The sequence below is a fragment of the Sphingobium sp. L-44 genome, assembly GCF_056859495.1.
On sequence record NZ_JBSXOQ010000115.1, the window covers coordinates 169,281 to 191,546 of the forward strand.

General features: G+C 65.1%; 24 protein-coding genes. 11 read left to right on the forward strand and 13 right to left on the reverse strand.

The genetic code is table 11. The features are described 5' to 3' along the window. Positions 1–6 precede the first annotated feature (6 nt). The 5 genes from AC13EK_RS19905 (at position 7) to AC13EK_RS19925 (ending at position 4,181) form a co-directional block, all read left to right on the forward strand. On the forward strand, positions 7–1,131 hold the full coding sequence (locus tag AC13EK_RS19905) for an NAD(P) transhydrogenase subunit alpha (RefSeq protein WP_069336278.1): 1,125 nt from the start codon (positions 7–9) through the stop codon (positions 1,129–1,131). A gap of 183 nt (positions 1,132–1,314) precedes the next feature. Continuing rightward, on the forward strand, positions 1,315–1,626 hold the full coding sequence (locus AC13EK_RS19910) for an endonuclease domain-containing protein (RefSeq protein WP_234792072.1): 312 nt from the start codon (positions 1,315–1,317) through the stop codon (positions 1,624–1,626). A 1-nt stretch (position 1,627) separates the two neighbouring features. Continuing rightward, positions 1,628–1,912, forward strand: coding sequence for an NAD(P) transhydrogenase subunit alpha part 2 (locus AC13EK_RS19915; protein WP_004208003.1), 285 nt, complete (start codon positions 1,628–1,630; stop codon positions 1,910–1,912). Next, the gene (locus AC13EK_RS19920) at positions 1,912–3,333 is read left to right on the forward strand and encodes an NAD(P)(+) transhydrogenase (Re/Si-specific) subunit beta (protein WP_037517256.1); all 1,422 of its coding nucleotides are present in this window, start codon (positions 1,912–1,914) and stop codon (positions 3,331–3,333) included. Before AC13EK_RS19915 ends, AC13EK_RS19920 begins: the two co-directional genes overlap by 1 nt. A gap of 155 nt (positions 3,334–3,488) precedes the next feature. Further along, the gene (locus AC13EK_RS19925) at positions 3,489–4,181 is read left to right on the forward strand and encodes an aspartate/glutamate racemase family protein (protein WP_069336276.1); all 693 of its coding nucleotides are present in this window, start codon (positions 3,489–3,491) and stop codon (positions 4,179–4,181) included. 25 nt (positions 4,182–4,206) lie between these two features. Here the strand turns inward: AC13EK_RS19925 and folP are convergent, their stop codons facing one another. Beyond that, on the reverse strand, positions 4,207–5,331 hold the full coding sequence (folP, locus tag AC13EK_RS19930) for a dihydropteroate synthase (protein WP_069336275.1): 1,125 nt from the start codon (positions 5,329–5,331) through the stop codon (positions 4,207–4,209). Between the two features lie 80 nt (positions 5,332–5,411). Next, a complete protein-coding gene (locus AC13EK_RS19935; RefSeq protein WP_010336249.1) occupies positions 5,412–6,545 on the reverse strand; it encodes a site-specific DNA-methyltransferase in 1,134 nt (377 codons plus the stop codon). Positions 6,546–6,833: 288 nt separating this feature from the next. Here AC13EK_RS19935 and AC13EK_RS19940 point away from each other — a divergent pair, with 288 nt between their 5' ends. Further along, the gene (locus AC13EK_RS19940) at positions 6,834–7,172 is read left to right on the forward strand and encodes an ArsR/SmtB family transcription factor (RefSeq protein WP_004207998.1); all 339 of its coding nucleotides are present in this window, start codon (positions 6,834–6,836) and stop codon (positions 7,170–7,172) included. 68 nt (positions 7,173–7,240) lie between these two features. On the opposite strand, the gene AC13EK_RS19945 is transcribed toward AC13EK_RS19940, so the two are convergent. From AC13EK_RS19945 to AC13EK_RS19980, 8 genes are all read right to left on the reverse strand, one after another. Beyond that, positions 7,241–7,669, reverse strand: coding sequence for a DUF2147 domain-containing protein (locus AC13EK_RS19945; protein ID WP_037510295.1), 429 nt, complete (start codon positions 7,667–7,669; stop codon positions 7,241–7,243). Between the two features lie 134 nt (positions 7,670–7,803). Next, positions 7,804–8,793 carry a type II secretion system F family protein gene (locus AC13EK_RS19950; protein ID WP_004207996.1) on the reverse strand — a complete coding sequence of 330 codons (990 nt, stop codon included), beginning with the start codon at positions 8,791–8,793 and terminating at the stop codon, positions 7,804–7,806. Between the two features lie 18 nt (positions 8,794–8,811). Beyond that, positions 8,812–9,810, reverse strand: a complete 999-nt coding sequence (locus tag AC13EK_RS19955) for a type II secretion system F family protein (RefSeq protein WP_037517247.1) — start codon at positions 9,808–9,810, stop codon at positions 8,812–8,814. 62 nt (positions 9,811–9,872) lie between these two features. Beyond that, positions 9,873–11,168 (reverse strand): P-loop NTPase, encoded by a 1,296-nt coding sequence (locus AC13EK_RS19960; protein ID WP_037517245.1) that lies wholly within the window; start codon positions 11,166–11,168, stop codon positions 9,873–9,875. 1 nt (position 11,169) lies between these two features. Further along, positions 11,170–11,823 (reverse strand): CpaD family pilus assembly protein, encoded by a 654-nt coding sequence (locus tag AC13EK_RS19965; RefSeq protein WP_069336274.1) that lies wholly within the window; start codon positions 11,821–11,823, stop codon positions 11,170–11,172. Between the two features lie 16 nt (positions 11,824–11,839). Further along, the gene (locus AC13EK_RS19970) at positions 11,840–13,363 is read right to left on the reverse strand and encodes a type II and III secretion system protein family protein (RefSeq protein WP_069336273.1); all 1,524 of its coding nucleotides are present in this window, start codon (positions 13,361–13,363) and stop codon (positions 11,840–11,842) included. A 1-nt stretch (position 13,364) separates the two neighbouring features. Then, positions 13,365–14,381: a Flp pilus assembly protein CpaB gene (gene cpaB / locus AC13EK_RS19975; protein ID WP_069336272.1), complete on the reverse strand. Its 1,017-nt coding sequence runs from the start codon at positions 14,379–14,381 to the stop codon at positions 13,365–13,367. A 51-nt stretch (positions 14,382–14,432) separates the two neighbouring features. After that, on the reverse strand, positions 14,433–14,906 hold the full coding sequence (locus tag AC13EK_RS19980; protein WP_010336255.1) for an A24 family peptidase: 474 nt from the start codon (positions 14,904–14,906) through the stop codon (positions 14,433–14,435). A gap of 49 nt (positions 14,907–14,955) precedes the next feature. Between AC13EK_RS19980 and AC13EK_RS19985 the strand changes: the two genes are divergently transcribed. From AC13EK_RS19985 to AC13EK_RS19995, 3 genes are read left to right on the forward strand one after another with little or no spacing between them, the layout of a single operon-like run. Further along, positions 14,956–15,909 (forward strand): alpha/beta hydrolase, encoded by a 954-nt coding sequence (locus AC13EK_RS19985; RefSeq protein ID WP_069336271.1) that lies wholly within the window; start codon positions 14,956–14,958, stop codon positions 15,907–15,909. Beyond that, positions 15,906–17,009: an NAD(P)/FAD-dependent oxidoreductase gene (locus tag AC13EK_RS19990; protein WP_069336270.1), complete on the forward strand. Its 1,104-nt coding sequence runs from the start codon at positions 15,906–15,908 to the stop codon at positions 17,007–17,009. The genes AC13EK_RS19985 and AC13EK_RS19990 overlap by 4 nt, the downstream gene beginning before the upstream one ends. A gap of 21 nt (positions 17,010–17,030) precedes the next feature. Next, positions 17,031–17,207: a YegP family protein gene (locus tag AC13EK_RS19995; protein WP_004207987.1), complete on the forward strand. Its 177-nt coding sequence runs from the start codon at positions 17,031–17,033 to the stop codon at positions 17,205–17,207. 38 nt (positions 17,208–17,245) lie between these two features. Here AC13EK_RS19995 and rnhA read toward each other — a convergent pair whose 3' ends face one another. Genes rnhA through ispH form a run of 3 tightly spaced genes read right to left on the reverse strand, consistent with a single transcriptional unit; the run spans position 17,246 to position 19,631 of the window. Beyond that, the gene (gene rnhA, locus AC13EK_RS20000) at positions 17,246–17,692 is read right to left on the reverse strand and encodes a ribonuclease HI (protein ID WP_004207986.1); all 447 of its coding nucleotides are present in this window, start codon (positions 17,690–17,692) and stop codon (positions 17,246–17,248) included. Beyond that, a complete protein-coding gene (gene thrB, locus AC13EK_RS20005) occupies positions 17,689–18,666 on the reverse strand; it encodes a homoserine kinase (RefSeq protein ID WP_069336269.1) in 978 nt (325 codons plus the stop codon). Before thrB ends, rnhA begins: the two co-directional genes overlap by 4 nt. 5 nt (positions 18,667–18,671) lie before the next feature. Then, positions 18,672–19,631 carry a 4-hydroxy-3-methylbut-2-enyl diphosphate reductase gene (gene ispH, locus AC13EK_RS20010; protein ID WP_069336268.1) on the reverse strand — a complete coding sequence of 320 codons (960 nt, stop codon included), beginning with the start codon at positions 19,629–19,631 and terminating at the stop codon, positions 18,672–18,674. A gap of 167 nt (positions 19,632–19,798) precedes the next feature. Here ispH and AC13EK_RS20015 point away from each other — a divergent pair, with 167 nt between their 5' ends. Together AC13EK_RS20015 and argS are read left to right on the forward strand one after the other, a co-directional pair. Continuing rightward, on the forward strand, positions 19,799–20,407 hold the full coding sequence (locus AC13EK_RS20015) for a hypothetical protein (RefSeq protein WP_069336267.1): 609 nt from the start codon (positions 19,799–19,801) through the stop codon (positions 20,405–20,407). Positions 20,408–20,536: 129 nt separating this feature from the next. Then, positions 20,537–22,264, forward strand: a complete 1,728-nt coding sequence (argS, locus tag AC13EK_RS20020) for an arginine--tRNA ligase (RefSeq protein WP_069336284.1) — start codon at positions 20,537–20,539, stop codon at positions 22,262–22,264. The last annotated feature ends 2 nt before the right edge of the window (positions 22,265–22,266 follow it).

A 22,266-nucleotide genomic window follows, 5' to 3' on the forward strand; every position in this document is an offset into this window, starting at 1 on the left:
GATATAATGAAAATTGCGATATTGAAGGAACAGGCTGCGGGCGAACGGCGCGTGGCCGGTACGCCCGAGACCGTGAAGAAATTCATCGCGCTGGGCGCAAGCGTGGCTGTCGAGGCCGGCGCTGGCGCGACGGCGTCGATTGCTGACGACGCTTATGCCGCCGCCGGTGCCAGCGTTGGCGATCGTACCGCGACGCTGGCGGGCGCCGATATCCTGCTGGGCGTGCAAGGCCCCGATCCGGCCAGCCTTGGCGGCGCTGCGGCGGGAGCCTGGATCGTCGCGGGCCTCAACCCGTTCGGCGAGCGGGCACGGGTCGATGCCTATGCTGCGGCCGGCTATGAGGCGCTGGCGATGGAGTTCATGCCGCGCATCACTCGCGCGCAGTCGATGGACATCTTGTCGTCCCAGTCGAACCTGTCGGGATACAAGGCGGTGCTGGACGCGGCGGCTGAATATGACCGTGCCTTCCCGATGATGATGACGGCGGCGGGCACCGTGTCGGCGGCCAAATGCTTCGTCATGGGCGTGGGCGTGGCCGGTCTTCAGGCGATCGCCACCGCGCGGCGGCTGGGTGCGCAGGTGAGTGCGACCGACGTGCGCGCCGCGACCAAGGAGCAGATCGAATCGCTCGGCGCCAAGGCGATCTTCGTGGAGAAGGTGGCCGGCATCGAGGGCGAAGGCACCGGTGGCTATGCCACGGAAATGTCCGACGAATATAAGGCGGCCCAGGCCGAGCTGGTCTCGTCGCACATTGCCAAGCAGGACATCGTCATCACCACCGCGCTGATCCCCGGCCGGCCTGCGCCGCGCCTGATCAGTGATGCGCAGATCGCGTCGATGAAGCCGGGCAGCGTGATCGTCGACCTGGCCGTCGAGCAGGGCGGCAATGTCGAGGGCGCGGTCGCGGGCGAAGTGGTCGTGCGCCACGGCGTCAAGATCGTGGGCCATCGCAACGTGCCCAGCCGCCTGGCCGCCGACACCTCCGCCCTGTTCTCGCGCAATCTCTATAATTTCCTGTCCGCCTTCTGGGACAAGGACAAGAATGCGCCGGTGCTGGACGAGGAAATCGGTAACGCCATCCGCCTGACCCAGGGGGGCAAGGTCGTCAACGAACGACTGCTGGCAAGCTGATGCGGGCCATGGTCCCCATCCTCCCCTGCGAGGGGAGGGGGACCAGCCGCAGGCTGGTGGAGGGGTATCGCCCTGTCATGAACGGGACACCCCTCCGTCTGGCTTCGTCAGCCACCTCCCCTTCCAGGGGAGGATGATGTGCTGCAAGGGCAGGCGAACAGGGCACGGCAGTTGCGCAAGGCGATGTCGAAGCCGGAAGTCCTGCTCTGGCAGATATTGAGGCAAAGGCCGCAAGGTCTGAAATTTCGCCGTCAGCACCCGTCCGGTCCCTATGTGGCAGACTTTTACTGCCATGAGGCGCGGCTGGTGATCGAGCTGGACGGCGAAGCGCATGCAAGAGGGGATGCGCCGATGAGGGATGAGCAACGCGACTGCTGGTTTGCGGAACGAGGACTGTCCGTTCTGCGTCTGCCGGCCGCCGCAATCATGAATGATAGGGACAATGCCGTAGCCGCGATCCTGGCCAGGGCAGTCGAAACAAGTGGGGAGGACTAGAATGGACTTCATTGCCATCCTGTCGATTTTCGTGCTGGCGTGCTTCGTCGGCTATTATGTGGTCTGGTCGGTGACGCCGGCGCTGCACACGCCGCTGATGGCGGTTACCAATGCCATTTCGTCGGTCATCATCGTTGGCGCGCTGGTCGCGTCGGCGGAGGCCGGTAGCCTGGCGGCCAAGCTGCTGGGGCTGGTCGCGGTGGTCTTTGCGTCGGTCAACATCTTCGGCGGCTTTGCCGTGACCGAACGCATGCTGGCCATGTACAAGAAGAAGGAGCGCAAGTGATGCACGAGCTTGCGCCCGTCTCGCCCTTCGTTGCGCTGGCCTATCTGGTTTCCGGCGTCCTCTTCATCCTGGCGCTGCGCGGCCTGTCGAGCCCGTCGACCAGCCGTCGCGGCAACCGCATGGGCATGGTCGGCATGGCGATCGCCGTGGTCACGACCCTTTATACCCATGACGTGCTGAGCCTGCCTGAGATACTGGGCGCCATCGCCATCGGTGGCGGCATCGGCTTCATCATCGCCCGTCGCATCGAGATGACGGCGATGCCGCAGCTGGTTGCGGCCTTCCACTCGCTGGTCGGCCTGGCCGCCGTGCTGGTCGGCGCGGCCGCCTATCTCAATCCCGGCGCGTTCGGCATTCTCGATCCGCTGACGAACGAGATCCACAATGCCAGCCGCATCGAGATGGGGCTGGGCGTCGCGATCGGCGCGATCACCTTCTCGGGGTCGGTCATCGCCTTCCTGAAATTGAACGGCAACATGTCGGGCAAGCCGATCATGCTGCCGGGCCGCCATGTCATCAATCTGGCGACGCTGGCGGCAATCCTGGGCCTGATCGCCTATTTCGTGACCGACCAGTCGCCCTGGATCTTCTGGACCGTGACGGCGCTGAGCTTCGTCATCGGCTTCCTGCTGATCATTCCGATCGGCGGCGCGGACATGCCGGTCGTGGTGTCGATGCTGAACAGCTATTCGGGCTGGGCCGCCGCCGCCATGGGCTTCACCCTGGGCAATACGGCGATGATCATCACCGGCGCGCTGGTGGGCAGTTCCGGCGCGATCCTGTCCTATATCATGTGCAAGGCGATGAACCGCAGCTTCATCAGCGTGATCGCCGGCGGCTTCGGCGCGGAAGCCGGCCCGTCGGGCGGCGGCGCGGCGGCGGTCGACCGTCCCTACAAGCGCGGCAGCGCCGAGGATGCGGCCTTCCTGATGAGCCAGGCGGACAATGTCATCATTGTGCCGGGTTACGGCATGGCGGTCAGCCAGGCGCAGCATGCGCTGCGCGAAATGGCCGACCTGCTGAAGAAGGAAGGCGTGAACGTCAAATATGCGATCCATCCGGTCGCAGGGCGCATGCCCGGCCACATGAACGTGCTGCTGGCCGAGGCGAATGTCCCCTATGACGAGGTGTTCGAGCTGGAGGACATCAACAGCGAGTTCGGCCAGGCCGACGTCGCCTTCGTCATCGGCGCTAATGACGTGACCAATCCGGCGGCCAAGACCGACAAGACGTCGCCCATCTATGGCATGCCGATCCTGGACGTCGCCAACGCCAAGTCGGTGCTGTTCGTGAAGCGCTCCATGGGCGGGGCCGGCTATGCCGGCGTCGACAATGAGGTCTTCTACATGGACAACACGATGATGCTGCTGGCCGACGCCAAGAAGATGGTCGAGGAGATCGTCAAGGCGCTGGCCCACTAAAGTGACCCGATCCATCCGCGCCGGATCGCCCCGCCGACGGGGCGGGTGGATCGTCCTGACTTGTCGAAGCCGGCATCTTTCGTAAAAGAAGGGCTGGGGCACCGACATGCCCGGCCCGCACGGGGCCGGACAGGCGCCCCCATATTGGGAGCGACATGCGTAAACTCGGTCTGATTGGTGGTCTCAGCTGGACGTCCACCGCCCGCTATTATGAGATCATCAACCAGGCGATCCACCGGGCCAAGGGTGGCCAGCACAGTGCGCGGCTGCTGATCGAAAGCCTCGATTTCGCGCAGGTTTCCGGTTGCATCACGCAGGAAGACTGGGATTGCGCATCGGGCCATCTGATCGGCGCGGCCCAGCGGTTGGAACAGGGCGGGGCGGAAGCGCTGCTGATCTGCGCCAATAGCATGCACCGCATCTATGACCGGATCCAGGCGAGCATCACCATTCCCATCATCCACATCGCCGATGTCGTCGGCACGCGGATGAAGGCCGACCGGATCGATCGCGCCGCCCTGATCGGTACGCGCAATGTGATGACCGAGAAATATTATCGCCAGCGGCTGGTGTCGCACGGCGTGTCGCTGCTGCCGGCCGATGTCGCGCTGGCCGAGCGGATCGACCGGATCGTCTATGACGAACTGACCGTTGGCAAGATCAACCGCGATTCCGAGCGTTTCATGAAGTCGGAACTGACCGACATTGCCAAGGAAGATGTGCAGGCGGTCGTGCTGGCCTGCACCGAACTGGAGATGATCGTCGACGTGAAGGCCAATGTGCTGCCGATCTACGACTGCACCGAAATCCACGCCATGGCGGGCGTCGACTTCATCCTGAGCGAATAGGTATGGCGGTAGGCCGGGCGCGGTGTCAGACCGCGCTCAGCCCCGCATCGGCCAGGCCGCGCCACAGATGGAGCGCCTGGACGCTTTCCTTGACGTCATGAACGCGCACCATCTGCGCGCCCAGTTGCGCGGCGCGGAAGGCGAGGGCGACCGAGCCGCCGAGCCGGTCTGGCGCCGGTGCCTCGTTCGACAGGGCCCCGATCAGGCGCTTGCGGCTGCCGGCGAAGAGCAGCGGCACGCCCAGCCCCTGGAAGGTGGCGAGGCCGTTCACCAGCGCCAGATTGTCCGCCAGGCTCTTGCCGAAGCCCAGGCCCGGATCGACCATGATCTTCTCGCGCGCGATGCCAGCGTCGAGGCAGGCGGCGATGCGGGCATCGAGATAGTCGAACACGTCGGTGACGACATCGGCATAGCCGTTGGGATTGTCGTGCGGATCATCGCCGGTCGAAGGCGCATGCATCAGGATCACCGGACAGCCGGCGCGGGCCGCGACCTCCAGGCTGCGCGGATCATGTTCCAGCGCGCTGACATCGTTGATGACATGGGCGCCGGCGGCCAGTGCCGCCTCCATCACCGCGGCCTTGCGCGTGTCGACCGACATGGCGACGCCGGCTGCAGCAAGCTTCTCGATCACCGGCACGATGCGGGCGATCTCATCGCCCTCCCATAGCTTGGGCGCCTTGGGCCGGGTGGATTCGCCGCCGACATCGATCAGCGCGGCGCCGGCCGCTGCCATGGCAAAGCCGGCATCGGCCGCGGCCTGCGGGTCGGTCATATGCTTGCCGCCGTCGGAGAAGCTGTCGGGCGTGATGTTGAGGATCGCCATCGTCTGCGGCGCGTCGAAGCGGATGACGCGATCGCCAAGGCTGAGCGGCGCGCGCTGGGCGGAGATGTTCGCGGCCAGTTGGCGGGCGCGCTCGGCCAGTGGATCGGGCAGGGTGGCGGTGATCGCCTCGAACGCGGCGACCGGGATGGTTTCGCGGGCGATGCGGCGGCCGGCATGGCGCGCCGTCAGCTCATAGGCCTGGAACCAGATCAGGCCATTGCCCATCCGCGCCGCCGATCCGTCCGCCAGACCGATCGGGCTCGGCACGAACCAGGTCGGCTTGAGGTAGAGCCGGGCGTCAGCGGGGATGGAGGAGAGGGTCATAAAGCTCCGTTCGCCCCGGACGGGTTGGGGCCATGTCTTGGAAGAACTATGGCTGCCTCAACCCGAACGGGGGACGGAAATCAAGGCTCGTTGGCGAGCAGATAGGTCTGGCGCAGCGTGTCGATCGGGTGGAGCTTGCCCGCCTTCTCGATATGCCAGAAGGTCCAGCCGTTGCAGCTCGGCGCGCCCTGAAGCGTGGCGCCCAGCTTGTGGATCGAACCGGTGTCGCTGCCCACGGCGAGCGAGCCGTCGGCGCGCACGGTGGCGCTCCAGCGGCGCTTGCTGTCCATCACCACCGAGCCGGGCTGGAGATAGCCGGTTTCGACCAGCGTGCCGAAGGCGACCTTGGGCTGCTGGCGTGCGGTCTGCATGATGGCGAGCGCGGATTCATCGAGCGGCAGCGCCTCGGCAATGCGTTCCTCGGCCACCTCGATATAGTCGGGCTCGCGCTCGATGCCGATCCACTGGCGACCCAGGCGCTTGGCGACGGCGCCAGTGGTGCCGGTGCCGAAGAAGGGATCGAGCACGATGTCGCCCGGCTTGGTGCAGGACAGCATCACCCGATAGAGCAGCGATTCCGGCTTCTGCGTCGGATGCGCCTTGGTGCCGTTGCGCTTCAGCCGCTCCTGGCCGCCGCAGATCGGCAGCACCCAGTCGGAGCGCATCTGCAACTCGTCATTGAGCGTCTTCATCGCCTTGTAGTTGAACGTGTATTTCGCGTCCTCGCCCTGGCTGGCCCAGATCAGCGTTTCATGCGCGTTGGTGAAGCGGGTGCCCTTGAAATTGGGCATCGGGTTCGCCTTGCGCCAGATGATGTCGTTGAGGATCCAGAAGCCCTCATCCTGCAAGGCAGCGCCGACGCGGAAGATGTTGTGATAGCTGCCGATCACCCAGATCGTGCCATTGGGCTTGAGGATGCGGCGCGCCTGCGCCAGCCACGCCTTGGTGAAGCGGTCATAGCTGCTGAGCGTGTCGAACTTGTCCCAGTCATTGTCGACCGCATCGACGCGGCCGCCCTCGGGGCGGAACAGGTCGCCGCCCAGCTGAAGATTATAAGGCGGATCGGCAAAGATCATGTCGATGCAGCCGTCGGGCAGCTTGGCCATTTCCGCGATACAGTCACCGCGCAGCAGGCGGTTTGCCTCGATCGCCGGTGCCGGCGCGAGCGCAACCGCCTTCTTCCGCCGCGGTGCGACGCGTTCCATGACACCCATGTGTGCAACCCCCATATGTTTCGTCCGTCAGCACTGAGTCCTCAGGAGTCTGCCGTCAAGGTCAGGGATTTAGCGCTCATCCCTGTCAGGATTGCGAGGATGGTGGAGAACGAAGCGGGTAGCCACAACATATTGAGTCATGCGAGTCGCGTGAGACTCATCATCGGGTGGTGTGACTCAAAAGACTCAGCGAGGAGGCGGTTCGCACTTTTTTTAGTTAATGGCGCGGCCGAGTCGAAAATCATCCTTCGCTTGACCAGCTAATAACCAGATGGTTATGAAAATTGCATGACGGAAGTGAAATTCAGAGGCGATCTTGGAGCGAACAGCGATTCACTCTTCAAGGCGCTGTCCGACGGCACGCGACGTGCCCTGCTGGAATATCTGGTGCGCGAAGGGGAGCAGAATGTCGTCGCGCTGACCGCAGTGGCCGGCGTGTCGCAACCGATGGTGTCGCGCCATATGGGCAAGCTCAAGCGCGCCGGACTGGTGACGGCCCGGCGGACGGGACGCGAAACCTGGTTTGCGGCGCGGACCAAGGGACTGGGGCCGGTGGTGCAGTGGATGGCGATCTATGGCGCGCTCTGGTCGCAGCGCTTCACGCCGATGGAGCATGCCGGGGACTGAACGGGACTGTATCGACAGAAAAAGGGGCGCCAATGGCGCCCCTTTGGTTTTCCAGGCTGTGCGCGTGATCAGCGCAGCGGCGTCCAGGTCTGGGTCTTGCAGAAGAAGGCGATGCAGCCCTGCACCTTGAGCGTGCCGTCGCCATTGCGACTGACCTTGGACGTATAGCTCTTGCCGCTTTCCGGGTCGTAGATCGTGCCCTTCCAGATGTCGCCCGCATCGCTGAAGCCCGACAGCAGGGCAAGGCCGACCAGCGGCTTGGAACGCAGCGCCGGATCGGGGTTCTTGATGTCGGTCTGGGGGCGGCCTGGCGTCGGCTTCACGATCTTCTCGATCTTGCCGCAGATGCTCTTTCCGCACGGCGCGATCTGGACGATCGCCTTGCCATCGACGGTCGACCAGCGGCCGGTGATGGGCTGGGCCGCATAAGCGGGCAGGGCGGTGGTGAAGGCGGCCAGAGCGGCGATGGCGACGCGAGCGCCGGTCTTGATGGTCATGATGCGATCCTCTCCTTTTGGGTTGAGGGTAAGAATAAGGGAGGAAAATGCGGCGCGCCAGCGCTTCGCTTGCAGTTTACGGAAACGGAAAGAGGGGACGCTACGGCAGCGGCCCCTCCTTGCCCTGAATTTTTTTAGAAAGCCGTGCTGATCGAGCAGGCAGCCGGACCCAGAATGACGACGAACAGGGTCGGCAGGATGAAGAGAATCAGCGGCACGGTCATGATCGCAGGCAGGCGGGCGGCCTTTTCTTCCGCGCGCATCATGCGTTCATGGCGGAACTCGGCCGACAGCACACGGAGCGCGGAGGCAAGCGGCGTGCCATATTTTTCGGTCTGGATCATGGTCGTGACCACGCCCTTGACCGCGTCGAGCTTCACGCGCGTGGCGAGGTTTTCAAACGCCATGCGCCGTTCGGTGAGGAAGCTGAGTTCGATCGCCGTCAACTGGAACTCGTCGCCCAGTTCGGGATAGGCGCGGCCCAGTTCGCGGGCGACGCGGCTGAAGGCAGCGTCGACGGTCAGGCCGGCCTCGGCGCAGATGACCAGCAGGTCAAGCGCGTCGGGCAGGCCCTTGCGGATCGCGGCAGAGCGCTTGGCGATCTTGTTGTCGATGAAGAGGTCGGGCGCCTTGTACGCGAGCAGCAATGCGCCCGCGAAGGCCATGAACCGCTTGGCACCGCCCCATTCTGGATAGATGCCGACGGCATAGAGCAGGATCGCGGCGGTGCCGCCGATCAGGATCGGCATGATCATGCGGCCGAAGATGACGGCGACGGCCCAGTCCTTGGACCGGATGCCGGCCTGGGCCAGGCGGATCTGTGCGTCCTTGAGCTGATCGTCCTGCAGCACCTTGAGGCTGGTCAGGAAGGATCGCATCTGGTCGGTCGTCTGGTTCTTGTTGACCAGCTTGGCGCGGCGCTTGGCGGTCGAGGCGGTGATGCCGGCCTTGAGCTGTTCGCGGCGTTCGTTGAGCGCCTTGACCCGCTTGGCCATCGGATCGCGCACCGTCATCACGGCATAGAGCGCGTAGAGGGTGGCGAGCGTGGCCAGCGCGGCAAGCAGCGTCCCGAAATCGGTCGCGGTCATGCCGAACAGAGTGCCGGTGGGGGTAGGGGCGTCCATATCTCTATCCGTTCCCCGTCAAATCTCGAAGTTGATCATCTGGGCCATGATGAAGGCGCCGATGCCCATCCAGCAGAAGCCGCCAATGCCGACGACCTGCATGGTCGAGAGCCCGAAAATGCCCGCCGGATCGGGGGTGAAGAAGGGGCTCATATAGCCAAAGTTGATATAGCAGATCATGCCGAACACCAGGAAAGGCAGGGCGCCGATGATATAGGCCGACGCCTTGGATTCCGACGACATGGCGCGGATCTTAAGCTTCATCTGGGCGCGCTGGCGCAGCACGGTGGCGAGATTTTGCAGCGTTTCTGCGAGGTTACCGCCGGTTTCGCGCTGGATCGCCAGGGTGATGACGAAAAACTGGAATTCCGGCGTGCCCAGGCGATCGGCGGTTTCCTGCAGCGCCTGATCCATGCTCTTGCCGATTTTGATCCGTTCGGTGATCAGTTTGAACTCCTCGCCGACCGGACCGGGGATTTCACTCGACACGATGCCCAGCGTCTCGCCGACCGGCAGGCCCGAGCGCAGGCCGCGGGTCAGCAGTTCCAGCGCATCGGGAAATTTCGCGGTGAACTGGTTGATCCGCTTCTTGATCAGCCGGCCGATCCACAGATGCGGCAAGGCAAGACCTGCCGCCAGTCCGACCATCAAAGCCAGCAGGAACGGGAAGCCGCGCATCAGCAGGAAAAGCGTGGCGACGAGGAAGATCACGGCGCATGACGTCATATATTGGCTGAGCGTCCATTTCTTGCCGGTCATGCGAATGCGCTTGGCCAGATTTTCCGGATTGGGAATCAGCGAGACCAGCATCTTCGCTTCGTTGCCGGTCGCCCGGTTGGAGATGGCTTTGCGCATGCGCGCTTCCATCATCGCCTCGGTCGAATCACTGTGACGGCCGCGGATCAGGGCCACACGGCGTTTCTGGGCCTTGTCCGGCGAGGGGCCGGCAAAGGCGACCACGACCAGGCCAAGCATGGTCGCGACCAGCACCAAGATCAGAAGGAAATTGCCGTCCATTGCTCGCCCGTTCCCCGTGCGTAAATGTGCCTGTGCGCGGCCGCCCTGAAGCGGCCTGCGCGTCAGCCTTCCAGTGCCGTCGCCTTGTCCTTGCGGCGCGACGGGATCATGCTCTTGAAGTCGCCGATCTTGCCGAGCAGGGAATCCCCCTTCTTGGCTGCCGACTTGGCGCCCGGATTGTCGGCTTCATCGCCGGCCAGCCCCAGAACTTCGTCCATCATCGCGGCGCAGGCGGCGCCCACCTTGCTGCCCTTGGCGGTTTCCGCCAGCGTCTTGCCGAGCTTGGCAGCCTGGGCCGCGATGCGCAGGTCGAACGGCACAATGACATCGACCTTGCGTTCGATCGACTGTTCGAAATCCTTGCGGCTGATTTCCGGCGCGCCGGGATGGACGCGATTGGCGACCACCAGGATGCGGGCCTGCGGTGCATTCGACTTGAGCCAGGACAGGATGCGGATCGTGTCGCGGGCCGCCGCCAGGCTGAGTTCGGTCACCACCACTGCGACATTGACGTCGGTCATCAGGTGGGTGTGCTGGATCAGCATGTTGCGCGGCAGATCGATGATGCTGCATTCGAACGCCTGACGGAACTCCTCCAGCAACTGGTAGAAGGCGCCGCCATCGGTCATCATCGGCTGGTTGATTGGCGCTTCGGCCGACAGGATCGCCAGCATGTCGCTGGCGCGAACCATGGCGCGCTCGATGAACAGCCCGTCGATGCGGCTGGGATTCTCGATCGCGTCGGTCAGGCCGCGCCCCGGTTCCAGATCCATCGCCAGCGCATTGGTGCCGAAATGGATGTCGAGATCGAGCAGAGCGGTCGGGCGCTTCTTCTTCTCGCTGAGCATCCAGGCAAGCGACGTCGCCATGCTGGATGCGCCGACGCCACCACGGGTGCCGACGACGGCGACCGTCATGTGCGGGCGTTCGGGGCCTGCATCGCGCGGGGCGAGAAAGACGGCCTGGGCCTGGGCCAGCGCGTCGCGCAACTGATCGGCGCCGAAGGGCTTGAGCAGATAATCCTGGATGCCGCTGGCGACCAGATCACGATAGAGGCGTACGTCATTGACCTGACCCGCCGCGATCACGACCGTGCCGGGTTCGCAGACTTCCGCGAGGCTGTTGATGTCGTTCAGCGGATCGCCGCTTTCCGACATGTCGACGAACAGGATTTGCGGGCTGGCGGTGATCGACAGGCTCTGCACCGCGTTGCGCATGCCGCCCTTGTTCACCTTTTCCGGCGCCCAGCCCATTTCGGACGCGACTGCACGCAGCAGGTCGAAGCTGTGATCGTCGCAGACGAAGGCGTGGAAGGGGTCGCGCTGGCCCACGGAACCATGTTTCCAGGGTGCGTTCATCTTACTGGCCTCCGTTCGAGAGTTGCTTGAGTTCGCCAGCGCCGGTCGGTGCCTTGTCGCGATAGGTGGAAATGGCGCGGTTCGAGGTTGCGGTGCGCAATTCGCTGTCGCTGCTCTGACCGCGGACCAGGTCTTCGGGGTCGGCGACCATCGCCGCCAGATTGCTGTTCACGCCGCAGCCGAAATTGGACGACGTGCCCAGGCTCATCGGTGTTTCGGCCTTGTTCGACCAGTCGGGGCAACCCGGCACCGATGCCGTGGTGCGGCGCACGACCAGACGGACGGCGCCTTCGGGGGCGGTCCCGGCGGCTGCCGAACTGTCCTGGCCCAGCAGCATGCCGTGGCGGGCGACGACATTGGCGATGTCCTCGCCAAGGTCGGGGCTGTAATAGCCCGCATCGGTGACCATAGCGACCTGATCGCCATAGCCCAGCTTGATCGAGGCGAACCAGTCGTCGAGGCGCGCGGCTTCGGCGGGGGCAAGGCGCGCGCCGCCGGCCTGCACGTCGAAGGTGTAGCTGGTATAGCTGACCACCGGCTGGTGGACCGAATCCACGCCGCGATTGGGGCTGTCGGTCGAGCAGGCCGCGAGCGGCAGCGCCAGCAGGGCAAGGGCGCCGAGGCGGACGAGGGTCTTGCGGGACGTGGAAGTCATGTCTTTCGTCCTTCCGTCAGAAGCTGAAGCCGGGGGTCGCGCCGCCCGACTTGCCGGAGGAGCGGCTGTCTTCGCGGGCCGCGAGGGCGGGCGCGGCGATCGATGCCTGCGGGCCGGGCGTGGGCGCGACGGGCGAGCCTGGCGCACGGGTCGGCATGTTGGGCAGAGCGCCGCTGACGCCGTCATGGGTTTGTTCGAGGAACAGGCCCTGGCCGACATTGGCATTGCGGAAACCATCGGTGGGCAGACGAATGTCGGACGCGTTGACCGGCTTCACCAGATAGGGGGTGACGACGATCACCAGTTCGGTCTCGTTGCGTTGGAAGCTGCGCGACTTGAACAGGCTGCCCAGGATCGGGACATTGCCCAGGCCCGGCACCTTGTTGACCGTGTTGCCGGTTTCATTGTTGAGCAGGCCGGCGATCATGAAGGCCTGGCCGGAACCCAGTTCCACCGTGGTTTCGGCAGTGCGGCTCTTGAGTGCAGGCACCGAACTGCTGACGCTGAAGTCCAGGCTCGACACGGTCGGGCGGACGCGCAGCGAGATGCGGCCATCGGCCAGCACGGTCGGCGTGAAGGCCAGTTGCACGCCATATTGCTTGAACTGGATGCTGTTGCCCGACGACGGACCATTGTTGACCGTGTAGGGATATTCGCCACCGGCCAGGAAGCTGGCGGTTTCGCCCGACAAGGACGTCAGATTTGGCTGTGCCAGCATGGTGGCCAGGCCGCTGGATTCGGCAAGGTCGAGCGCACCGGCGACATCCATGCCGAACAGCCGGGCAACGCCGCCCAAGCTGTAGCTCCCGTCAGACGGGTAAGTGAAATTCCAGACGTCCTCATTGCGGTCATAAGTGGCGAAGGCGCGCGAACCGCCTCCCATCATCCCGCGTGTGCTTTCGGTGGCTGAATCCGTGGTAGCGAAGTTGGTGCCGATCTTGTGGCCGACATCCTTGCTGACTTCGGCGATCTTGACCTGCAGCATGACCTGAAGCGGGGTCGCCATCAGCAGGCGGCTGACGACGGTCGTTTCCTTGCCGACGAAAGCCTGGGTCAGACGTTCGGCTTCGGCCGCGTCCTCGGGCGCCTTGATCGTGCCGGTCAGCAGCACCATGCCGTTCATCTTGTTGACGGCGATATTGGCACCCGGCATCGCCAGGCGCAGCATGTCGTCGATGGTGGTCAGGTTGTTGCCGACGCGAACCGTGCCGGAAAACAGCACCTTGCCGTTGCCGGCCGTCACGAAGACGGTGGTTTCGCCCGGCTTCTTGGCGATCAGGTAAAGCTGGTTGTTCGAGCGGACATGGACATCGACGACATCGGGATTGGCGATGACGACATCCGACATCTTGGCCGGCAGGTTGACGACCTTGCTGCCGCCGACCGACATCAGGATCGCATTGTCCTGATCCGCTGCGGGGGCGGCGTTGAGGGCCGTGGCGGGCGCCGCGACGGCGGCGATAGCCAGGCCGAGCGCGATCGCCGGGGCGGCGAGCGGACGAGCCGCCTTGTGCCGCGCAAGCATCTGATAAGCGTTCATCTTACTTCCCCCCGACCGGAACTTCGGTCACACTGGTGCCGCGGGCGATGCGGACGGTCGGCCCCTTGAACTCGGCCGTGCCGACCGGTGCGCCACCCGGAGCCGCCATGGCGGGCATGGCCGCTGCATCAGGCTTGGCCGGGACGCTGCTGCGCTGGTAGCGCGACACGTCGGCGCCGGTCGAATAGGTGGAGCCGCGATCGACCGGACGGGCCGCGATCTTGGCAATGATCGACTTTTCCGAACCCGGATTGGTGCCATCGGGCAGGTCGACGTCCGAACCGGCAATGGCAGCGTCAAGGTCCGATGCGGTGTCGGCGATCGAGCGCAGCGACAGCGACAGCGAGCCGATGGTCTGCGACACGGCGAGCTTTTCCGCGATCTTGGGCGTTACTTCGACCGTGACGTTGGAATAGGTCTGGACGACGGGCTTGCCATCGGGGCCCATGGCGTCGGTCCGCTGGTCGGTGGCGAGCACGCGCAGGTTGCGCAGGATCGTTTCCGAAACCTTGAGCGGGGCGCCATCGCCGCCGCCCGAGACCGTCTGGGTCAGCACCAGATCGATGCGGTCGCCAGGGAAGACGAAGCCGGCAACCGCATTCTGGGCCGAGACCGGCACGGTGACGGCGCGCATGCCGGGGCCGAGGGCCGCGGCCAGGAAGCCGCGGTCACCCGGACGGATGACGGCGCCCTGGGTCAGCGGCTGGCCGGCGGTGATCGCGTTGCGCACCACGCTGCCTGCAAGCTTGAGCGGGTCGGCCTGGCCCTTGAGATAATAGGCCGCCTCGATCAGATCCTTGGGCCAGGGCTGGAAGCGGAAGCTTTCCGCGTCCAAAATGGTCCCCACCGGCAGGGCCTTGGTCGCTACCAGAACATGCGGCTGGTCCGCCTCGTTCGGCATTGCAGCCGCGTTCACCTGCGGCGTAGATGAAGAACTCAGCATGCTGCGCGCAAGCAAGGCTGTAGTGACCGCTATGATTAGCGCCCCCACCAGCAGCACGATCTTCTTAGCATCCATGACGAAACTCGCCTTTCTCAAATGGGCGGCCTGCCCCCAGGGGCCCAATCATCACGCAAATTGGTTAAGATATCGTTCGCCAAGTAACCAAAGGGCGGCGATCGATATGGCTACGCCGTAGGGTATTTCGGGTTGGCCCTGCTTCCGGCGGAGGCGGTGGTGGATCACCGTGACGATCGTCACGGCCCCGCCCAGAATCGCCATCAGCGTCAACAGGGTCAGCACCGCCTGCCACGGAAACCACAGCGCCAGTGCGCCAAGCAGCTTCACATCGCCCCCGCCCATCATGCCGAACGCGAACAGCGCGGCGAACAGGACGAAGACCAGCAGGCCGACCAGCAACTGCACCGCCATGCCCGGCCAGAGCGGCAAGCCGCAGGCGATCCACCATAGTGGCGCCAGGGCGGCGACGCCCAGGTTCAGCCGGTTGGAGATGATGCGCGCGCGCAGGTCCGTGATCGCGGCTGCGATCAGCAGGATGCCCAGTGCGGCGATCAGCGCCAGTCTGAAATATTCCCCCAACATGCGGGTCAGGCACTAGACCATATGGCTTACCAAACCGTAACCATGGCCCATGGATTCGCCGATCTTCCCGTCGCCCGCCCTTGACCGTCGCGCCTGGCCGATGGGTGGCCAGCTCGATTATTGGCAGGCCCCCGACGGCTGGCCGATCCGCCGCTATCGGCTGGGCGCTGGCACCCGTGGCCGGATGCTGATCCTCAACGGTCGCGGCGACATGATCGAGAAATATCTGGAGGTGATCCACCACTGGGCGCAGCGCGGCTGGGCGGTGACCAGTTTCGACTGGCGCGGACAGGGCGGGTCGGGCCGGCTGACCGATGATCCACTGTGCGGCCATATCGACGACTTCGCCCGGTGGGTTGGCGATTTGCGCGCGCTTTCAAATGATTGGCGCGCGGAGGGCAGCGGCCCGACGGTCATGCTGGGCCACAGCATGGGCGGGCATATGCTGTTGCGGGCGCTGGCCGAAGGCCTGCCTGCACCCGATGCGGCCGTGGCCGTGGCGCCGATGCTGGGCCTGCATACGGCCCCGCTACCGCGCTGGCTGGCGGTGGCGATCGCCAATTTCATGTGCGGGATCGGCCAGGGGGAAAAGCAGGCCTGGACACAGAAGGAAGAGAGCGAGCGGCAGCGCCAGATGCGGCAGAAGCGGCTGACCCATGACCCCGATCGCTATGCCGATGAAATCTGGTGGCGGGACCATAGTCGGGACATCGCGCTGGGGCCGCCGAGCTGGAACTGGGTGCGGCTGGCGCTCGAGTCGACTCGCGCTTTGGAGGCCGGAAACGGGCCGGAGCGAATCGCGACGCCGACCCTGGTCCTGGCCGCCTGTCGCGACCAACTGGTATCGACGCCGGCCATCCGGCGGATCGCGGCGCGCTTGCCCGATGCCCGCCTGCATGTCTATGGGCGCGAGGCCGCGCATGAAATTTTGCGCGAGCTCGACCCGGTGCGGCTCGATGCGCTGGGGCGGATCGACCGTTTCCTGGATGAGGTTGCCCGTTGAACAGACCCGATATCGTGATTGTCGGTGGCGGGATTGCAGGCGCCAGCCTGGGCGCGACGCTGGCGGAAACGGCGCGGGTGCTGATCCTGGAGATGGAGGATCGCGCCGGCTATCATGCGACGGGGCGATCGGTCGCCTTCTGGGAAGAAACCTATGGCGGGCCGGTGGTCCAGCCGCTGACCACGGCCTCGGGCAGGCTGCTGGAGTCGCCCGATCCCGATTTCTTCGATGGCTCCTTCCTGTCGCCGCGCCGCACGCTGCATATCGGCCGGGCCGGGGATGAGGGGCTGCGCGACGCGCTGCTGGCCGATTTTGCCGGGGCGGTCGAATTGCAGCCGGTGGTGCCGGCGAGCCTGGTGCCGGGGTTGCGGCCCGACTGGGTGCTGGGTGTGCTGGAACCGAGTTGCCGCGACATCGATGTCGGGGCGCTGCATCAGGCCTATCTGCGCCGGTTCCGCAGGCTGGGCGGCGAAATGCGGCTGGGGGCAAGGCTAGAGCACGCCGAACGACAGGGCGATGGCTGGCGGATCGAGACCCGTGACGGGCCGATCGAATGCGGCCTGCTGGTCAATGCTGCCGGGGCTTGGGCGGATGATGTCGCCGTGGCCTGCGGTGTCGCGCCGGTCGGCATCACGCCCTATCGCCGGACGGTGGTGCAGTTGCGGTTGGAGGATATGCCAGCCGACGAGATGCCGCTGGTGATGGACATGCAGGGCGGCTTCTATTTCAAGCCCGAGGGGCGGGGGCGGATCTGGCTGACGCCGCATGACGAGGTCGCTTCGCCCCCCTGCGACGCCGCGCCCGAGGAGCTGGCGATCGCGCAGGCCATCGACCGGTTCCAGGCGGCGGTCGACTGGCGGATCGCGGCGGTCGAGCGCAAATGGGCGGGGCTGCGCAGCTTCGCGCCGGACCGCGTGCCGGTCTATGGCTTCGAGCCGGCGGTCGAGGGCTTCTTCTGGTTCGCCGGGCAGGGCGGTTTCGGCATCCAGACCGCGCCGGCGGCGGCGCTGCTGGGGGCCAGCCTGTTGACCGGCGCGGTCCTGCCGCAGGCGATTGCCAGCCTCGATATCGCTGCTTATGCTCCCCAACGGTTTCGATAGCGCAACCAGCAGGAGAGCATGATGGCGCACAAGTTCGTGATCGAGAAGAACAAGGCCGGCGAGTTCGTGGCCAAGTTCAAATATAATGCCGAGATCATCTTCTGGACCGAGGGCTACAGCTCCAAGGCGAGCGCGAAGAATGCGATCGAGTCGATCCTGAAGAACGGCCCCGGCGCGCCGATCGAAGAAGCCGAATAAGCTGCGCGGCGCGGGGAGGGTGACCTCCCCGTCCGTCCCTATTTGCGGAAGCTTTCCGCCGCGGCGCAGGCGAGGGCATCGGCCCGCTCATTTTCCGGGTGGCCGGCATGGCCCTTGACCCATTGCCATGTCAGCTTGTGCCGGGCGGCGGCCTTCACCAGTTCCTGCCAGATCTCGACATTCTTGACCGGCTTGTTGTCGGCCGTCTTCCAGCCGCGCTTCTGCCAGCCGAAGATCCATTTGGTGATGCCGTCCATGACATATTTGCTGTCGGTGTAGAGCGTCACCTGGCACGGCTTCTTGAGCGTATTGAGCGCCTCGACCGCGGCCATCATCTCCATGCGGTTATTGGTGGTCATCGCCTCGCCGCCGGAGATTTCCTTCTCCTGGTCGCCAAAGCGCAGCACCGCGCCCCAGCCGCCCGGACCTGGATTGCCCTTGCACGCGCCGTCGGTGAAGATCTGGACTTGGGGCAGGTCGCTCATGCGCCGAGCAGCTCCGCCGGGTCGGCCTTGGCGTAGAAATCCATGCGACGCAGATAGGCGAGCGGATCCTTGCGCGTCACCAGCGCATCGGTGGGCGTGTTGATCCAGTCATAGGCGCGGGTCAGCAGGAAACGCAGCGCGGCACCGCGGCACAGGATCGGGAAGGCGGCTCGTTCCGCGTCGGTCAGGCCATGGGCGGCGGCATAGCCTGCGCCGATCGCGGCCGCGCGGTCGCCATACCAGGTGGCGCCGTCATTGCTGAAGCACCAGGCGCTGTGGGTGACGGCCAGGTCATAGGCGCGGATGTCGGTGCAGCTGAAATAGAAGTCGATGAGGCCGGTGACTTCATCGCCCAGCATCAGGACATTGTCCGGGAACAGGTCGGCATGGATCACCGAACGCGGCAGGTCGGCCGGCCAATGGGCGTCGAGAAAGGCCAGTTCCTCCGCCACGCGGGCGCCAAGGCCCGGCGCGATCTGGTCGAAATCATCGCCGCACTTGGCGGCCAGCGCGTGCCAGCCATCCTTGTCGAGTGCATTGCGCCGTTCGCCGACAAAGCCCTGCGCCGCCTTGTGCAGTTCGCCTAGCGCCACGCCGCAGGCGCGTGCCTGGGCCGGGGTCGGCTCGGTCACGGAAATGCCGGTCAGAAACTCGATCAGGCAGGCCGGGCGCCCGCCCAGCTGTTGCAGTCGCTTGCCATCGGTGTCGGCGATGAAGCGCGGCACCAGGCAGCCGCGCGCACCGAGATGGTCGAGCAGGTCCATGAAGAAGGGCAGGTCCGCTTCATCTACCCGCTTTTCATAGAGGGTCAGGATATAGCGGTGGCCGTTTCCGTCATGGCCGGTGGTTTCGAGCAGATAATTGCTGTTTTCCACCCCTTCGGCGATGCCCTTGGCGGACACCAGCCGGCCGGCATCATAGCGGGTGAGGAAGGCGTCAATCTCTTCGGCGGGAACATGCGTATAAACGGCCATGGGGGTTATGCGACCTCCAGTCCGCGCGGCAGCTTGAAGGAGATATTCTCCTGCGCGGTTTCGACCTGTTCCTCGGTCACGGCAAAGCGCTCGGCAATCCGGTCGACGACTTCGCGCACCAATATTTCGGGAGCGGAGGCGCCGGCGGTGAGGCCGAGCGTCGTCACGCCGTCCAGCCAGGCAAAGTCGATCTCCTCGGCGCGCTGGATCAGGCGGGCAGGGGTGCCCTCACGCTCGGCGACCTCGACCAGGCGCAGCGAGTTGGAGCTGTTGGGCGCGCCGATCACATAGACGGCGTCGCAGCGGGTGGCGATCGCCTTGACCGCCGTCTGGCGGTTGGACGTCGCGTAGCAGATATCCTCGCCCTTGGGCGCGATGATCGAGGGGAAGCGGCGCTCCAGCGTGGCGACGATCGCGGCGGTGTCGTCGACCGACAGGGTGGTCTGGGTCAGGAAGGCGAGATTGTCGGCATCGGTGGGCGCCAGCGCCTCGGCATCCTCGACCGTTTCGATCAGCGTCATCGTGCCGTCGGGCACCTGGCCGAAGGTGCCGATCACCTCCGGATGGCCCTTGTGGCCGATGAACAGGATGTGGCGACCGGCGGTCACCATGCGTTCGGCCTGGCGATGCACCTTGCTGACCAGCGGGCAGGTGGCGTCGAGATAGTCGAGGCCGCGCTCCTCCGCCTTGGCCGGCACCGCCTTGGGCACGCCATGGGCGGAAAAGACCACCGGCACGCCGTCGGGCACCTGGTCCAGTTCCTCGACGAAGATCGCGCCCTTGGCTTTCAGGCTGTCGACCACGAACTTGTTGTGGACGATTTCATGGCGGACATAGACCGGCGCGCCATATTTCTCGATCGCGCGCTCGACGATGATGATGGCACGGTCGACACCGGCGCAGAAGCCGCGCGGGGCAGCGATCAACAGGGTCATCGGCGGGCGAGGGGCGGGGCTCTGCGTCATGGGCGCGGCTTAGGGCAATGTCGCGCCCGAAGGAAGGGCCAACGCAAATCACCGCGCTTTGTGTTGCGTGGGCGGCGGGGGATGGATAAGGAAGCCGGACGCCTCTGTCCAAGGGGCATGCTGAGGAATTGCTGCCTGTGACATTGTCCCGAATTGCGTTGACCGGAATGCTCGCCCTTGCCCTTGCCGGCTGTTCTCGCCGGGGGGAAATCGACCCGACGGGCGGTATCGTCACGGTGCGTTCGGCTTGCCCAGTGGCTGCAATCCCGGCCTATACCGGTGACGTGACCCTGTTCAATCCGGCCCAGAGCCGCGATGCCTCCGCGATCGACGTGGTGGCGAACATCACCGATCTGCGCTCGACCTGTTCCGATGGCGCCCAGCTTTATACCCAGGCGACCTTCGTGGTGAATGCGCGTCGCAACGACGCCAGCGCCGCGCGCCAGGTGACCTTGCCCTATTTCTCGGCGATCGTGCGGGGCGGCAGCGCCGTCGTCGCCAAGCGGATCGGCCAGGTGACGCTGAACTTCGCGCCGGGCGAATATCGCGCGACCGCGACTGCCACGGCCGGCTCCTATGTCGACAAGGCATCGGCCACGCTGCCGCCGGAAATTCAGCAGAAGATCACGCAGAAGCGCAAGGCAGGCGACGTGGATGCCGCGATCGACCCCTTCGCCCAGCCGGACGTCAAGGCGGCGCTGCAGCGAACCAGCTTCGAGTTGCTCGTGGGTTTCAACCTGACCCAGGATCAGCTCAAATATAACGCGACCCGTTAAGCCCGTTGATTTGTTTCCGTTCGGGCTGAGCGAAGTCGAAGCCCGCCACTGAGCGAAGCGAAGTGCTTCACTCCGTTCAGCCTGGCCCTTCGACTTCGCTCAGGGCGAACGGAGTTGAAGGAAATGCCCGTGTCCCTTTACACCCGTTTCACTGCCCATCTTGATGCCGTGCTCGACGCGCTGGAGGCTGAAGGCACGCTGCCCGCCGGCCTCAACCGCAAGCCGGTGACGGTGGAGCCGCCGCGCGATCCCAGCCATGGCGACCTGGCCACCAACGCCGCGATGGTGCTGGCCAAGCCCGCCGGCACCAATCCGCGCGCGCTGGCCGACGCGATCGTGACCAAGCTGCAGGCGCTGGATGAGGTCGAGGCAGCCAGCATCGCAGGTCCCGGCTTCATCAACCTGACCCTGACCGACCCGACCTGGCGGGCGGAACTGGCGGCGATCCATGCCGAGGCCGCCGACTATGGCCGGTCCGATTTCGGCGCGGGCACGACCGTGAACGTCGAATATGTCTCGGCCAATCCCACCGGTCCCATGCATATGGGCCATTGCCGCGGCGCCGTGGTGGGCGACGCGCTCGCCACCCTGCTGGAATATGCCGGGCACAAGGTGATCCGCGAATATTATATCAATGATGCCGGCGGCCAGGTCGACGTGCTCGCCCGTTCCGCGCATGTCCGCTACCGCGAAGCGCTGGGCGAGGATGTCGGCGCGATCCCCGAAGGGCTTTATCCGGGCGATTATCTGGTGCCGGTGGGTCAGGCGCTGGCCGCCGAATATGGCGACAGGTTCGTCGGCGCACCCGAAGCCGACTGGCTGGTCCTGTTCCGCACCTTTGCCGTCGCGAGGATGATGGACATGATCCGCAGCGATCTCGCGCTGCTGGGCATCCATCACGACATTTTCTCGTCGGAGGCGGAATTGCAGGCAGCAGGCAAGCCCGACGAGGCCGAAGCCTGGCTGCGCGCCCATGACCTGGTCTATGACGGCGTGCTGGAAGCGCCCAAGGGCGAACTGCCCGACGATTGGGAGCCGGTGGAATTGCCGCTGTTCCGTTCGACCAAGTTCGGCGACGACCAGGATCGGCCGATCAAGAAGTCGAATGGCAGCTGGACCTATTTCGGCGCCGACATGGCCTATCATTTCCAGAAGGCGCAGAGCGCCGATCAGCTGATCGACATCTGGGGCGCGGACCATGCCGGCACGGTGAAGCGGATCCAGGCTGCCGTCGCCGCCCTGACCGAGGGTAAGGCGCGGTTCGACGTCAAGCTGATCCAGATGGTTCGCCTGCTGCGCGATGGCGAGCCGGTGAAGATGTCCAAGCGCGCCGGCAATTTCGTGACGCTGGCCGATGTCGTGCGCGAAGTGGGCAAGGATGTCGTCCGCTTCACCATGCTGACGCGCAAGGCCGATGCCCAGATGGACTTCGATTTCGCCAAGGTGGTGGAAGCCTCGAAGGACAATCCGGTCTTCTATGTGCAATATGCCCATGCCCGGATTTCCTCGCTCGGCCGCCGCGCCGAAGAAGCCGGGATCGACCTTCCCGCGCCCGACCTGTCCCTGCTTGGGACGGCGGAGCTGAGCCTGGTGAAGCTGGCAGCGCAGTTCCCGCGCGTCGTCGAAGGATCGGCACAGGCCCGCGAGCCGCATCGTATTGCCTTCTATCTCAATGACTTGGCTTCGGCATTCCATGGCTGGTGGAATATGGGCAATGATGATCCGCGCGCGCGCGTCGTGCTGGCGGATGATCCGGCCCTCACCTCGGCCCGGCTTTTCTTGAGCCGCGGAATCGGGCAGATCATCCGCAACGGCCTTGCCCTGATGGGCGTGGTCGCGCTGACCGAAATGCAGTGAGC